The following is a 15,409-nucleotide window of genomic DNA, read 5'->3' on the forward strand; positions in this document are numbered from 1 at the left end:
AAATCTCTCTCCCCGTCCAAAGAATCTGGAGGGGAGAGCGCGTAAGCTATTTATTTCAGATTATCCATCGTTTCCTTCACATACTGCTGCGCCTTCTTAAATCCTACTTTATTCATTTCACTGATCATTTCCGACCACCCTGCGTCCAGCGTTTTTTCACCGCTTATGATCATAATCGAATAACGCTCTGAAATATCGATCATCTTTTTATTAATTTCTTCAAATTCCATCGGGAAACCGAGGACATTCGAAATATCGGATAAAATCAAATTCTTGTTCATAAAACCGTCCTGTTTGTCAGCAATTTCTGGATTTTTATTGAAGCTGTTGTCGGTAATCGCTTCGATTTTATTTCCATTGAAACGAAATATATTCCCGAAATATTGGCCTATATTGTAGGGTCCCTTCAATTCTTCACCTACAAAAGTGTTCTTTGGTTCTTTCTTTCTATTTTCCACATTGGCTACAATCTTGTCTCCATCCTTCGAATAATGGATACCTTCAATGCCATACATGGTGAGAGCTCTTCCTTCCGGACTGTAGATATAGTCCAACAGTTGAACGACTCTTTCCGGATCTTTCGTCTGCGAGGAAATACTCCAGCCGCCCCAGAAACCGCCAGTTGACTCAATTCCGCCTTGACCGCCTGGTCCGTCTGGTGGAGGCAATACATCTATCACCGCATTAGGGTTGACCGCATGAACTTGCTCGATAATCCCATCCGCATTCAAGCCGCTATTCGAAATCATCACTCCCGCTTTTCCGGAAGCGAACGATTCTCCTTTTTGTGCGTCATCATTCAGGAAATACTCTCTTTGAATATAGCCTGCCTTGTAGTTCTCATTCATCCATTTCAGAAATTGCTTAAAGGATTCAGCAGCATACCCCGGCTCGTATTCACCAGCCTCATTCTTATTCCATGATGGCTTAACTCCGAAACCGGTACGGATTACATCGAACCATTCACTGATTTTGGAGGCTGTCAAACCAACTGTATCTTTCTTATTATTGCCATCAGGATCATTTTCCGTAAATGCTTTGATCATGGCCGTAAACTCTTCAATATTGGTTGGCTCCTTCAATTGAAGCTTATCCAGCCAATCCTTGCGGTAATAAAGAGAGTGGCTTACCGACAAATTAATTTGCGGGAGGAAGTAGTAATGCCCATTGATCTTTAAATTTTTGTACAAATCCGTTTCCAGCAGTTTCTTCAGATTCGGAGCTTTATCCATATATTTATCTAGCTCCAGAATAACACCATTACTTGCCCAACTGCTGTATTCAGGCAGCGTCGTCAGATAGAAGAACATATCCGGCGCTTCTCCAGTATTAATTTTTAAGGAGAGCTTTTCCAGATACCCCTCCCACGGAGCGCCAGCTCTGCTTATGGAAACATTGAATTTCTTATCCAGCTCTTTAATAATGCTGTCATTATCCATTTTATCGTACTTGTGGAAATCATAAGCATATATCGAAACGTTTACATTTTCTTGCTTTGTTTCATCGCTTGGCTGCGAAGTTGGCGTCTTCGTCTCCACAACATTTTGTTCCTTTTTCCCATCATCTTTACTTGTACAACCCATCGCCAAACTCGATAACATCAAAACAACGATACAAACCATCAACCATTTTTTACGCAATAAAAACCCCTCCATCATTACTGTTTAATTGAGCCTAAAAGAACACCCTTAACAAAATGCTTTTGTAGAAATGGATATACCAGCATAATGGGTAATGTAGCCACAACAACAATGGCCATTTTGTTACTGACAATGAGCTTTAAGGGATCACCTTGAACGGCGCCATTTCTAATGCTGTCCATATTACCTAATATAAGAAATTCACGCAAAATGTTCTGAATCGGAAATAACTTGGCTTGATCAATAAAAATTAATGCAGTAAACCAATCATTCCACTTCCCTACGCCATAGAACAATGCCAGAGTAGCCATGATCGGCATCGATAAGGGAATGAAGATTTTGAACAGTGTATACATATGCCCTGCTCCATCAATCCTCGCCGCTTCCTCCAGACTTTCCGGAATTTGCTTAAAAAAGTTGAGCATCAGAATCGTATTAAAGCCTACGAACATGCCCGGTATAATAAATACCAGCACATTGTTGATTAATCCCAAATTTTTGATCAATAGATAGTTAGGGATCAGCCCCCCACTGAACAGCATCGTAATGATGATAAACAGCAGAAATACATTGCGTCCTTTTAAATAATACCTAGAAAGCGGAAAGGCTGTAATCGCTGTAATCAGCAAATGCAAGAAAGTCGAAACGATAACGATACCTACGGTCAAAAGAAAGCTGCGATGAATAGCCTCATCACTAAGGATAGTTACGTACGAAGAAAATGAAATGTCCCTTGGAAACAGAATAAATCTGTTATTTAAGTAGGACTCATAGCTCGTAATCGACACGACAAATACATGCCAGAATGGAATAACAGTAAGCAGGGCAAAAGCGGTTAAGAAGATAGCGTTCAATAGCTGGAAAGTCATTTCGCCGACCTGCATTTTTTTTACCATATGCCTGATCCTCCCAGCATTTTGGCTGCTTTGTTCGTAATCACAATGAGGATGAAACCGATTAACGATTTAAACAGACCCAAGGCTGTAGCCAAGCTGTACTTACCCTCTAATAAACCGATCCGGTATACATAGGTATCGATGATATCGGCTGAAGGGTAGACGAGAGGACTGTATAAATTAAAAATCTGATCAAATCCTGCATTCAGAATTCCGCTTAAGCTTAGAATAAGCATGATACTAATAGCTGTAGAGATCCCCGGAAGCGTAATGTAGATCAACCGGTGCCAGCGGTTCGCACCGTCGATCATCGCCGCCTCGTACTGCTCGGGATCAATCCCTGCAAGCGCTGCCAAATAAATGATAGTCCCCCATCCTGCTTCTTTCAAAATATCAGAGGCGACCAGCATCGGGACGAAATATACATTGCTTGTCAGAAACGATATAGGCTCGAAACCCAGCTGCTGAATCAAATGATTCACAATACCGTTATCTGTTGTCAACAACACCCTCAGAATGCCCGCAACTATAATCCATGATATAAAGTGAGGCAAGTAAATGACCGTTTGAATCGTCCGTTTAAATATCGTAATGCGCACCTCGTTTAGCAGCAGGGCGAGAAAGATCGGGAATGGAAATCCGAAAAACAAGCGCAGCAAACTGATTTTCAGTGTATTCCAGGTTACCGTCATGAAATTGGGATCACTGAACAGTTGATTGAAATGCTTCATCCCAACCCAAGGGCTGTGTAAAATTCCTTTCATAAAATTGTAATCTTTAAAAGCCAGTACAACTCCATACATTGGAACATAGTTAAATACAATCAAATAAACAACACTCGGCAGTAATAAAAGATACAGCGCCTTGTTTTTTGCTAACGATCCGAGCAATAAGAATCATCTCCCTGAACCCTTCTGTTTGTCTCTCATTTATGAGTATAAAGGAAGGGCTGACAAACAAATAGGCGTCCAGCTTTGGATTATGTGTCGCTTTTTTAGAAAAACTTATTTTCCATGCTGCGTATACTGTTTCGGTGAAATGCCTACTTCTCTTTTAAAAATTTTGCAAAAATGTCTGTAATCGTTATACCCTACGGCACTTGCTACTTCATAAACCTTATACATATCCTGCTTCAGCAATTCCTTGGCCTTTCCTACCCGGGTCAGAGTTAGAAATGAGGTAAAGGTCACGCCAGTTTCTTGCCGGAACAGCCAGCTAAAATAGGAAGAATTCACATAAAACCGCTCGGCAATATCCGTTAATGAAATCTCATTCATATACTGTTCGATCACAAACTCCTTCACTCGCTTAACCAAATTCCGCCCGTCATCCTGATCCAGGTGCTTCAGCTCAGTTCTGACTTCCTCTATTTTCTGTTTGGCGAACGAGAGGATATGAGTCAAATCGCTCAAGCCGCTTAGAGAAATTTCATTCATGCTTTTCATTTCTATATCATGACTTTGTTCCGTCGCATAACCGCAAACCGAATAAAGCATCTGTACTGCAGCATGCTTAACACTCTCGTATTCAATATTTCGATGCCGCGCAATGTGCCCGAACATATCCTCAAAGATAGGCTCCAAATCGCCGTTGCCTGCAGTTATGTACATCGTCAGCGTTTCTTCCGCTTGTTTCAATTGTTGAAACTCCGGATAGTTCAAAGACCTTAAAGCGGGGACTGCCGCCGAGAAGTTAATGGAGCCGCCCCCTGTATAAAATCGGTAAGCCAACGCATCCGCGGCTTGCCGATAGGACTGCGGAAGCTCATCAGGAATATCTACCGCTCTTCCGATTCCCGCGGAGAACAAAGCTCCAACATACACTTCGGAGCACCTCAAGCTGATCTCATTCATAAGGCTGTGCATCGTTTGTTCCAATCGTTGCCCTGCATACTCAGCCTCGCCGGTCGCGGGCATACTAACCAGCAATACAAGGCGGCCATCATTATCAAAAGTATGTTGAAACGATACAGGTAAATCCGCTTGCTCCATCACCTGCGAAGCGGCATTCGGAAGGAACCAGCTGCTGCTTCGCTTATAATCTCCGATAACATCCGTTGCACAGACCGCCGCATTATCTATATCCAGAACTGCACAAATGTAACTTGCCTGCTCTATTGTCGAGTGTAATAATCCGCTAATCAAGCTGCCGATATCCGCATCTGACTGGTCATGAATCCAGGCGTTCAGCTTCTCTTCCCTTAGTTGTCGAGAACCAGCCTCCACTTGCTGCTGCAAAAGCTGCTTCTCCGTTCTCTCCGCTTGTTCGCGATCAAGGATTTCCCTAAGCTGCATAAAGGTTTCGGCAAGCTTATCGCGTTTGATTGGCTTCAGAATATATTGAAAAACGCCATACTCCAAAGACTGCCTTGCATATTCGAATTCACTGAAGCCCGTGAGAATGACAATCTTAACTCCCGGTTTTTTCACTTTAATTTGTCGCGTCAACTCGAGGCCGTCGAGAACAGGCATTCTCACATCCGTCATCACCACATCGACTTCATTGTCCAAAATATAAGGCAGCGCCTGCTTCCCGTTAGCCGCTTCCCCGCAAACCTCAAATCCCAATGCATGCCACTCGATGCTATGGACCAAGCCTTTGCGGATAATCTCTTCATCCTCGACGATAAATAGTTTCTTCAATAAAATCATCCCCTTTTATTCGTCTCATTTCTCTCTCTTTTAAAGGATTGGCAGCATGACAGTAACAACCGTTCCTTCATTAATCTTACTTGTAATCTGCAGCCCATACTGATCACCAAACATCAGCTTGATCCGCTCATTTACATTTAATAGGCCAATACTCCTTGAAGGCTCATGGTACCAATTCCGGAACCGTTCACGTAATTCGTTTAATCGTTCGTCCTCCATCCCCAGACCATTATCCGCAATTTGCAGTTGCAAACTGCCCTCATGGATAAAGCCGTTGATTTGAATTGTACCGGGTCCCTCCATCAGCTCAATGCCATGGTAAATAGCATTTTCGATAATTGGCTGCAGTACCAGTTTAATCGTTTTACAAAGGTTGGCGTCTTCATGAATATTCCAATGAACGTTTAACTTCTCGTTATAGCGAATTTTCTGAATCGTTATATAAGCCTCTGCATGCTGCACTTCTTCCCCGACACTGACGATATGTTGCCCACGGTTAATACCGATCCGAAACAAATCGGCCAGTGAAGTCATCATTTTTACAGCCTTTTCGTTTTCACTTTGAATAACCAGCCAATTAATCGATTCGAATGTATTGTACAAGAAATGGGGATTAATTTGTGACTGCAGCGCGTTTAACTCCGCCTCTCTTTTTTTGGTTTCGAGCTCCTGCTCTCGGATTTTGGAAGCCGTAATTTGCTCTATCAGACTCTGCAGGCGGTCCAGCATCGTATTAAAGCTGCGGCCAAGCAGCTCGATTTCATCCCCGCTGCGCTCATAGAAACGTACACCCAGATTGCCTTCCTGCACCTTCTTGATAACACGAATCAGCGAATGTATGGGCCGCAAGAACACAGCCGATTTCTGGATACAAATAATAACGATTACGAGCATCATGATCGATAAAACAAATAAATTATAAGTAATCAAATCATTTTTGGAGCTCACCAGCTCATTTGAAGGGAGGAGGGCATGAATCCTCCAATCACTATAGCTAAGTCCTGTTTCGGCCTTAAACATCTTGCCTGGCAAAGATAATAGCGGAAGCTCCTTCAGTTTCTTGCCTATCGTTTGTTTATCGTTGGCAGACAGGATAACACCATCACTATTGCTGATCAGTACGGCCCCCTGATTACTGATCCTAACATCCTTGAACATTTGACTTAATAGAGCTTCTTGAATATCCACCTTCAAATATCCGATCGTTTGAGCAAATCCCTCGGTGAAAAGTATATTGCCTTTTATTTCATGAACTAATGAAAATACCTGGTTTTGAAACTCATCAGCATGCGTGTCAACCCAGACCATATTCGTCTTTCTTTCCATTAACGGCGCTTTAAGCTCATCATGAATCTGTGAGGAGGAGTACAACACTTCCCCATTCATTTTGTATAGCGTTATCGTACTTAAGCCATTGTGATAAATCGCTTTGTTCATAATTTCTTTAGTTATCGTTTGCTGCTGCTTCCTGTATTCAGTTAACTCTGTCAGAGGAGGCATCGTATAGAGCAGCTGTACATTTTCATTTGTAATCATGTACTTTGCGTTGCGGATATGACGATTGAGCAGCATATCTATGCTGGATGAGGCTTGTAGCAGTGTCTGGCGAAATGATTGCTCCAGTTGATTCTCTACAATATGTACCGTTTTCTGATACAGCAATAAGCTGAGCACTAACATAGGAACAATCACTATGCACATATAAAATAAAAAGAGCTTATATCCGAATTTCATAGATTTAAAGAAGAGAAACCGGTATCCCTGATTGGACGCATAATAGCCTGTTAGTAATTCAGGTCCATTGATTCCCTTCAGGAAAGCTTGCTTCATCTTCCTGATGCGCCACGTCAACCCCCTTGAAGCGAACATTGCAGCAATCATACAGATAACAACGATAATACTTACATGAAGCACTACAAATATACGAATTTCGTTTAATGGTTTAACGATGTTCTTTTCAGAAATTAAATTAACCAAATACCAATCCATCAGACCTGATTTCATATAAACGAAACGATTGCTCTCTTCGCGAATACTTCCTTCAGGTTTTTCAGCAGCGATCACATTCATTAACGGAGTTGTATCTGTAGTCGTTAGGGTTGTTCCTAACCATGTTTGTTTGGTAGTACGATCTATCGCATATACATTTCCGGCAGACTGTTTTTGCATAATGGATGCGGTGGACAAAAAACTGATCATAATCACATCATTGCCTTCAGAGTTAGAGATTTTCTTCACCATAAAAATGATATTCGTACCATCCCCGGCAACCTTCATCTGATTGCTCCTTGAAGATTGAAACAATTCATCACTGCTGACCAATAAATATTGATCATCCTGCAGGCTCAGCACCTTCTTTTGGTAAATTGGCGTGCTGAGTAATTCCTCGTAGGTATAATTATTTGTCCTGAACCCTGCTGCGAAGTCCTGTGATTGGGACAAAATCATAGCCCCTAATATGGCATCGTTATTAGAGATTGCTGTCTTAAGCAGCTTCTCTACTTCCGTTGCATCCGAGTAACGCTGAAAGGATGTTTTGATAGTTGGAGTAAACACTTGATTCAAAATTGTATTATTCTGCAAAATGCCTGCTGACTGATTCACATCCTCTACAATCGTCAGCAAGCTGCGGTCAATTTGCTTCAATTCGTTAATGAGATATTTTTCTGTTTCCAGAATCAGAATATGCGCTGCAATATTATAAGAGATTACTCCGATCAGTATCGCTATACTCACTACCATAATCAATGATGTGGAAAGCAGCTTTTTGAAAATTGAATTTCCCATGTATCAACCGCCCTAATCTTACAAATGAAATCGCTTGCACATCTAAGTGATCACATAGCCTAGAGGTTTGAAAGTGAATCGTCAAAAACCCACTCAGTCAGGCTGCGCGCCTGAAGGTGGGCTTATGACAATGAATTGTCATTCACAACCTCAATATATTTCACATATGAGAAATACTTTCACAAATCAATAAGTTCATATTAACTCTTTACTATTTTGGTGTCAATATGAATCCTCCTTATATCATCCTTTTTTTAGATTTAAAGCTAATGGATTCCAACCTCGGCAAACTGCATGCGATAGGGCTGGCCAGGCTCCGTAGTGATTTTCCTCAAACTTGTTCCCTCCACTTTAACATAGCGTGCGGATAGCGCTGTAAAAGTAAAGCTTTGCTCCAAACCAGGCGGTAAAGCATATCCAGTCCGTGTGGCAACCGTCGTCCAGGGACCTCCGGCGTTGGCCGCTGTTTTAATCGTAAAATCAATAGGAAATCCCAAACCTACATTACCAGAATCATTGCGGGGATATAGATCCACCCTGCTAATTGTTCTGGAAGTTTGCATATCGAACGAAATCGATTCTGTATGATTTGTGCTTGTATTGCTGCTGCTGGACCACCCATATAATCCAGGTACGGAATTTCGCGTTAAATCAACAAGCTTAGCTACACCCCAATCCGCATTTTCTACAGAACTCGTAGAAGTAACAAGCGAACCTTTGGCAAAGTTCGGCGCGGCATACACCTCAAATTCGCTTAATTGCATACGATACTCCCCTGCACTCACCCTTAAATTGGTACCTTCTAATTTAACGTACCTGGCAGTGACAGGAGTAAAAGTAAACCATTGACTACTATTTCCTGGTAAGGGATATCCCGTTTTTGTAACGACCGTGGTCCAAGGACCAGAAGAACTTGCTGCAACTTGGATCGTAAAGTCGATCGGGAATCCTCTTCCAACATTTCCTGTATCGTTACGAGGAAATAAGTCGACCTCTCCGAACGTTTTGGAAGCGCCCAAATCCATTGTAATCGATTCTGTATGATTAACATGAATAGAGCTGTTGCTGCTCCAGCCTAAAGAACCAGTTACAGTATTTCTTTGATCATCATTTACCAATATTTTGCCCCAGCCCGTACTAGAGCTTTCCAAGGAGCTTGTGGCACTCACGACTGCTTCGGCGGCTAAATTTAATTGAGGTGTAAATCCAGCCGGTAAGGCAAACAAGCGCCCTTCGCCCGGGCTTAAGGTAAGATTCAGCACTCCTGTTGCAGCATTGTAGCCAGGTACACTAACTTCCAAACCAGTTGTTTTGGAAATTTCAGTGAGACTGCCTGGTTTTGGGTTGAAGTTAAAATCTAGTGTTTTACTTGTTGTATAATCCCGATTGGTTAGCATGACATATTTGCGTCCACTCGCATTGGTGAAATAGCCAATAATCATCGGCTCCGCTAAGCTGGCGGGTTTAACAAAGAAATTAGGCGGCAGAAACTTCGTACCTGTCCAAAGGGTAGTACCTGTATGATAAACCCGCAATGAAGTCAGATCTTTCAACGTGCCGCCGAGCTTGCGCATTTCAGAGTTTAACGTCTGCAATTGCGTATAGCGTGGCAGAAGGGTACCATTCTCAGAAACCGGGGTCCCAGGGAAAGATGCTGCCGGATCCGGGCGCCAATACGTATACCAATTCATTTTTTTCATTCCATAGGTTAATAGAGAATACACATTCCATCGCATCATATCCATCGTAACGGTCCTTGAGTTGCCATCCAGGCTTTGTAGAAATCCGCCATACAAGACGTTATTGGCTAGTCCCCGGCCACGGACCAGCTCTGCATTTTGAAAGTAAGATGAATTATCGGAGGAACCAAAAAGGAATGGATAATTATCGTAAAGCATATAATCCGCGCCACTGTATTGAATCCAGTCATCTAGGTAATTTTCGTAGTTTGTGCCTTGATTATCACGAGTTGTGTACAGCCTGAAGAAGAAATCATACGTTTGCGCAGCACCATTCTCATAAGCAGCACCGCCAGCATATACATCAGTATTCGAACGCGTGACCCCGCCGATTAAATTATTACCGCCACCATTATGAACAAGCTCTAAATAATAAGTAGTTAACGGCGTAACATCCTTGCTTAGTTGAAAATAATGATAATAATCCCAGCCCTCGGTTAAACCTGTTCCTAGAGCCAGAGCTTCGCTCATAAGAAAAGTTTTGCTCGGACTGTCCCATAACTTAAGCGTTAACATTTCAGTCGAAGACCACTGAGTTGCGTCGATATACATATCGACACCGTCCAGATAGGTCACTCCTGCAGGTATAGTAATCGTTTGTCCAAGGCTGTGGGTCGATGTCACGCTTGAACTGCTGCCTCTAGCACCTGAATTTGACAGAAACAGCTTTCCATATGGCGCTTGTACTCTTTGATCAGTGACGCTAGGCAGCATGTTTACATAGTAGTCTATATTGGGGGCAAATGCCTTGGCTTGTTTATAAGTATTGGCGAAGCCTTCCATCTCATAAGCTGATGGTTCATCTATAATATTCATCCCTTTTACACGAGAATCACTCTTATATGGAGTCAAAGTGGTTTGCAAGGCAGTAATATCAGCAGGCGTAAAGGTTTGTTTACCCGTTATACCTGAATCGGATACCTGCAGCTTTACGTTATTGGCATAACTGTTGGCTATACCCGTTTCATTGGCAGCTTTGTTCATAACACCATTCCACAGGTGGATTCCGGTGATGATATCTATATTGGCAGCGGCGATATTTGCCCAGTGCGCATTCGTGTTGTAATCGCCTCCAACATAAATCGGTGGCTGCCAATAACCTCCTACTTCAAAGGAACCTGTTCCGGATGCCTTGGCATGATTAGGCACTAACAAGAATATTAAAGCAATTATTAGCACCAAGATAAACCCTTTGCCATTTACACCAATTGTTTCTTCCTGCCACATCGTCGATCACTCCTTCATCAAATTGTTTCACCCATTCTGGTTTCCACTTCAGATGTCGAATGTCACGCCTCTGACTTACTTCCCTTCCCTCCTCAGCTCAAAATACTGCTTTAACATGTAATTCCCAAAAAACAAACATGTTTGGTTCCCGTTCCACCATCATTCTAATGGAGTGCCCGACCAACAAATAGGTGTCTAATTTTGGATTATGTGTCTGTTTTTTAGTTATTAGTATCATTTACGCTCTAATTAGATAAGAAAAACGCTTGGCGGAGTCCTTTGATGCGCATGTTCGTGACTTGGGCGCGTTGCGGAGGGAATGGCTGTGGGCTCCAGCCGCTGTTAAAGATTTGTTCCTTTTAATGGTCGAGATGATGTCGATTAACTGTGGACAACAAATAGATGAGCCAAGCCCTGTTGATTAACATAAATATTTATTTCCACTACTCGCTTTCCCTACCTATAGCATACATTCCAATAAGAACCCACCCTGGGGGACAAAAAGATGCATAAGTACATCATTTTTGGACCTGAGTGCACTCGTAAAAGGAAATTCTTGCAAATCTGCAGGATTTTAGGCGTCTTTTGTCCATTTGAGCGCTCCAAGTGACTATTTTCCTGCACTTTTGCAGCAATTCTCGGACAATACCCGATTTCAGGTGAAAAATCCTGCACTTTTGCAGGATTTACTAGGGGTAGAGTCCAAAGCTTTGGCCTCCAAAGGCAGGGGGAGCCTCCGAGGCTGCTGAGAGGCGAGTTTTGATCGATTTCAGTGGGAGTTTGAGTTGTACCCAGTTAATGATTTTTTCACTCCAGGTATTTCAAAAAACTTATACTAATAATTTCATAAAAAAAAAGCCCTGTACCTCGCTCATAGCGAAGCACGGGACCTTTTTTTGCTTTGGTTCAAGAAAGCGGTCTAGAGTGCATACTTGCCGCCGCTTTCACTCGTCCGTTCAATCCACTGGCCGTTTGTAAAGTCAGGAAAAGCTACTGCACTGCCTCCCAGTTGAATCGATTGTTCCGAAAGCACAGTGATGGCCATCCAGGCCGCCATGTCGTATACATCAATAGGAGGTATGGTTTGTTCGGAAACAGCAGTGATAAACGCACGCAGACATAAATAATCAATGCCCCCATGACCTTCCTGCACGCCCAACTCCAAGTATTCCTGCCAGATCGGATGCTCGTATTGCTCCTTGTACCGGTCAAATGACTCCCACGCATGGGCCTGACTTGTGTCTTCCAAGTGAATCACATTTCCGTCTTCCATCCAAATGCCCTTGGTCCCTTGAATGCGGCCGCCTCTGGAATAAGGCCGCGGCAATGACGTATCGTGGGTAAGTAAAATGGTTTCGCCTTGAGCGCATTGGATCATCGTCGTTACGATATCGCCTAATTGAAAATTGGTCTTAGAAGACGGATGATCCGCCCCCAGATGGGTTTGCGCCCATAATTGAATGCCACGCGTTTTGCTCGCCATCGAAGAAAGCTTCACAAAACGATTGCCGTAATTGATATTCAGGCATTTGGCAACCGGTCCAAGCGCGTGTGTCGGATACACGTCGCCATTGCGGTGCTTGTAATTATGAATGCGGTAGTGCCGGTTCTCAACGCCCAGAGCCACCTCATCCCGAAGGTCATGCTCATAAGCGCCCTGGCAATGGATAAGCTCGCCAAATATGCCTTGTCTGACCATATTGAGCAGGGCTAGCTCCTCGCGGCCGTAGCAGCAATTTTCAAGCAGCATAATGCGCTTGCCAGTCTCCTCAGCCGTATGCACCAGCTGCCAGCACTCCTCCAGGGAGGAGGCGCCGCCAACCTCGGAGCCTACATACTTCCCTGCCTTCATAGCCGCAATCGTGATCGGCAGGTGACTCGTCCAAGACGTTGCAATAATAACTGCTTCAACACTGCTTTGCGCTAGCAGAGCTTCATAAGACTTGAATATGGACGGTGCGGGCTGGCCTGCCGCGATGACCGCCTCAAGAGCGTTTTGCATTCTGTCCTCATATAAATCGCTGAGTGCGGTTATTTCTACATCTTTCATATTAAGCAGCAGTTGAAGCAAGGAACTTCCCCGATTTCCAAGTCCTATAACCCCTAATTTGATTGTCCGGCTCCCCCATTGCTCTCCCATCACTACACACTCCTATTTTGTGAATTATTGTTGTTGTCGTTTTATGTTATCATTAAAAACACAAGTTGTTTTGTCAATAATCGACGATTACTTGTGAATTACCGATATCGACAAAAAGGAAGTGCGGATATGATTGCGAGCAATGCCTCGACACCATGCAACAACGTGCCTCTCGATACAGACGCCTTTGTCCCAAGCGTTCATTGGGCTGAGCACCAACGAATCCCTTCGCAGCAGGGCGGTTTTCGCCGATTGTATGACGGAGAATTGATGTACGTATATTCCGGGAGCATGGCCGTGGAGTTCCAGGATACCGAACAGCGGCTGGTATACCATGCGGGAGACTTGCTCGTATTGCCTCCGGCCGTCCGGCATCGCACCATCGTCTTGCCTCCAGGTCCCGCCCATCTGCTCGGAATTCATTTCGATTTGTACGATGAGCTGGACCTGGAAATTGTAGGCGATATGGTCGTTGTTGAAGCGAATGTATGCAGCGACTACTTTTGCAGATGGCCAGTCTTGCCGGATGGGTCGCCTGCGTTTTCCCGCTGCTACAGGTCAATCCCCAAGCCTATAGCAAGCTGGATGGAGGAGCTGCAGCTAGAGCAAAAAATTCAGCGGCCTGGCTATCAGACCGCCAGCCAGGGATATATGCAGCTGATATTGACTGCGCTGCTGCGCCTCCAGCAGGATATGAACCGCTCGATCGCTCCGGCATATCAGAGTGCGCTGCTCAAGCTGGTCGAGCAGTGGCATCAGAACTTGCATTTGCCATATACCAATACGGCTATGGCGCATCGGCTTAATATTAGCGAGGATTACTATATCCGCTTGTTCAAGCTGCAGTTTGACAAATCCCCGCAGCAATATTTGATGCATATCCGGCATCAGGCGGCCAAACGTTATTTGCGCGAGACCGATTACAAGATTGAACAGATCGGCGCTCTGATCGGCTACGATGATTTGCATAATTTCAGCCATGCATTCAAAAAATGGCAGGGGGTATCTCCCAGAGCCTACCGCAATATGTTTCAGATCGTGTAGGCCCAAGGGGACCGCGAACAGCTCTTTGGAGCGGCCGTACGAGCAGCCTCCGGGCAGAGATTACTCGGCCGGCTGCCCGGTCAGCGGGAAACCTCCAAAAAGCTGAACGTTATCACCTCTGGCTCCAGTCCACTCTCTGAAAGGTATGCGTTTCTGCCGAATCTCTGGCTTTTAAACACATTAATGCGCTTAACAAGCCATCTTCCAGTGGTGTGGAGGATCGGGCGCTTCCCTTCATCACCTCGATAAAGTTTTTCGCTAAAACGGCATCTCCTCCTCCGTGGGACTCATTGTCTGGAAGTACCTCGTAGGTTTCGACGCGGTTCGTATGGTGCATGTATACCCTCAACAGATTCGTGTACCAATCGAACTCTATCGTCCCCTTGTAGCCGAGCAGCCTGGCCCCACGGCCTCCGGCTTTTTTGCGTGCAAAAAAGTTCTGTGAATAGGACGCATGCATGCCGGATTCGTATTGGATGATCGCACTGCCGGAGTCTTCGTTTCCAGTATCCTCCGCGAAGCAGCAATATTCCCCTAAAGCCTCCTCTGCTGTGCTTCGAGCCGTGCTATCCAGGCATACATGTTGTTCATCGCAAGCTGTGCACGTTAACCCGCCAGGTCTCGTTCCCTTAAAGATTTGCTTGGATTTCATCGCGCAAATAGCCGTTGGAGCAAGGCCCAGCAAATACGTAATGTAGTCAAAATCATGCGTCGCTTTTTGCAGAAAGAGTCCTCCCGTTTCCTGCTCATCCCGGTACCAACCGTGATAATAAATGCCGCCGCTGGCTACATTATTTACCGCCTGTACATGCTCCACAGTACCTATTTTGCCAGAACCTATGATTTCTTTGGCCAACTGAGCGAGAGGCGTATTTCGCAGCGGAAAGGATACGACCACTTCCGAGCCGTGTGTTTCATAAGCTGATTTTAAGCGCACTAAATCTTCATAGGTAGTGGCAACCGGCTTTTCCATAAAAAGCGGTATACGGCTTGGCAGTACCTTCAAAGCCATCCCGGTATGAAGCGAGCACCTGGTACCAATCAATATGCCGTCCAGATTTCCGGCTTCAATCATTTCTTCCGGTGTATCGTAGAACATAACCCCCTCGCTTTTCTCTTGCCCGAGCTCCTTCATGATCTGCCCATTTCTCACGTCCGTAATTGCGGTAACATGGCAAGCTGGCTCTACTTTCCGTATTTCATTCACCATCCAGCGTATGCGGTGTCCATAACCAATGATGCCTATGTTCATTGCGTATCCCTCTTCTTCACCTATCGTTTATTG

General features: G+C 44.3%; 9 protein-coding genes. 1 reads left to right on the forward strand and 8 read right to left on the reverse strand.

Going from position 1 to position 15,409, the window contains the following annotated elements:
• Nucleotides 1-50: 50 nt before the first annotated feature.
• The 7 genes from J2Z66_RS05075 to J2Z66_RS05105 all read right to left on the reverse strand — a co-directional run bounded on the left by J2Z66_RS05075 (nucleotide 51) and on the right by J2Z66_RS05105 (nucleotide 13,080).
• Nucleotides 51-1,640: an extracellular solute-binding protein gene (locus J2Z66_RS05075; protein ID WP_209970258.1), complete on the reverse strand. Its 1,590-nt coding sequence runs from the start codon at nucleotides 1,638-1,640 to the stop codon at nucleotides 51-53.
• 17 nt (nucleotides 1,641-1,657) lie between these two features.
• Nucleotides 1,658-2,536 carry a carbohydrate ABC transporter permease gene (locus tag J2Z66_RS05080; protein ID WP_209970259.1) on the reverse strand — a complete coding sequence of 293 codons (879 nt, stop codon included), beginning with the start codon at nucleotides 2,534-2,536 and terminating at the stop codon, nucleotides 1,658-1,660.
• On the reverse strand, nucleotides 2,530-3,426 hold the full coding sequence (locus J2Z66_RS05085) for an ABC transporter permease (RefSeq protein WP_245375267.1): 897 nt from the start codon (nucleotides 3,424-3,426) through the stop codon (nucleotides 2,530-2,532). Before J2Z66_RS05085 ends, J2Z66_RS05080 begins: the two co-directional genes overlap by 7 nt.
• Nucleotides 3,427-3,540: 114 nt before the next feature.
• A complete protein-coding gene (locus tag J2Z66_RS05090; RefSeq protein WP_209970260.1) occupies nucleotides 3,541-5,178 on the reverse strand; it encodes a response regulator in 1,638 nt (545 codons plus the stop codon).
• 39 nt (nucleotides 5,179-5,217) lie between these two features.
• Nucleotides 5,218-7,974, reverse strand: coding sequence for a cache domain-containing sensor histidine kinase (locus J2Z66_RS05095; RefSeq protein ID WP_209970261.1), 2,757 nt, complete (start codon nucleotides 7,972-7,974; stop codon nucleotides 5,218-5,220).
• A 266-nt stretch (nucleotides 7,975-8,240) separates the two neighbouring features.
• Nucleotides 8,241-10,940, reverse strand: a complete 2,700-nt coding sequence (locus J2Z66_RS05100; protein ID WP_209970262.1) for a discoidin domain-containing protein — start codon at nucleotides 10,938-10,940, stop codon at nucleotides 8,241-8,243.
• Nucleotides 10,941-11,859: 919 nt separating this feature from the next.
• A complete protein-coding gene (locus J2Z66_RS05105) occupies nucleotides 11,860-13,080 on the reverse strand; it encodes a Gfo/Idh/MocA family protein (RefSeq protein WP_209970263.1) in 1,221 nt (406 codons plus the stop codon).
• A gap of 129 nt (nucleotides 13,081-13,209) precedes the next feature.
• Between J2Z66_RS05105 and J2Z66_RS05110 the strand changes: the two genes are divergently transcribed.
• Nucleotides 13,210-14,124 carry a helix-turn-helix domain-containing protein gene (locus tag J2Z66_RS05110; protein WP_209970264.1) on the forward strand — a complete coding sequence of 305 codons (915 nt, stop codon included), beginning with the start codon at nucleotides 13,210-13,212 and terminating at the stop codon, nucleotides 14,122-14,124.
• A gap of 112 nt (nucleotides 14,125-14,236) precedes the next feature.
• Here J2Z66_RS05110 and J2Z66_RS05115 read toward each other — a convergent pair whose 3' ends face one another.
• Nucleotides 14,237-15,376, reverse strand: a complete 1,140-nt coding sequence (locus J2Z66_RS05115; protein ID WP_209970265.1) for a Gfo/Idh/MocA family protein — start codon at nucleotides 15,374-15,376, stop codon at nucleotides 14,237-14,239.
• Nucleotides 15,377-15,409 lie beyond the last annotated feature (33 nt).

Source organism: Paenibacillus eucommiae (assembly GCF_017874215.1).
Lineage (GTDB): Bacteria > Bacillota > Bacilli > Paenibacillales > NBRC-103111 > Paenibacillus_AI > Paenibacillus_AI eucommiae.

Bases quoted from the DNA above. Each gene is read 5' to 3' on its own strand.
- J2Z66_RS05080 (WP_209970259.1), bottom strand. From the start codon at position 2,536: ATGGTAAAAAAAATGCAGGTCGGCGAAATGACTTTCCAGCTATTGAAC.
- J2Z66_RS05095 (WP_209970261.1), bottom strand. From the start codon at position 7,974: ATGGGAAATTCAATTTTCAAAAAGCTGCTTTCCACATCATTGATTATG.
- J2Z66_RS05100 (WP_209970262.1), bottom strand. From the start codon at position 10,940: ATGTGGCAGGAAGAAACAATTGGTGTAAATGGCAAAGGGTTTATCTTG.
- J2Z66_RS05105 (WP_209970263.1), bottom strand. From the start codon at position 13,080: ATGGGAGAGCAATGGGGGAGCCGGACAATCAAATTAGGGGTTATAGGA.
- J2Z66_RS05110 (WP_209970264.1), top strand. From the start codon at position 13,210: ATGATTGCGAGCAATGCCTCGACACCATGCAACAACGTGCCTCTCGAT.
- J2Z66_RS05115 (WP_209970265.1), bottom strand. From the start codon at position 15,376: ATGAACATAGGCATCATTGGTTATGGACACCGCATACGCTGGATGGTG.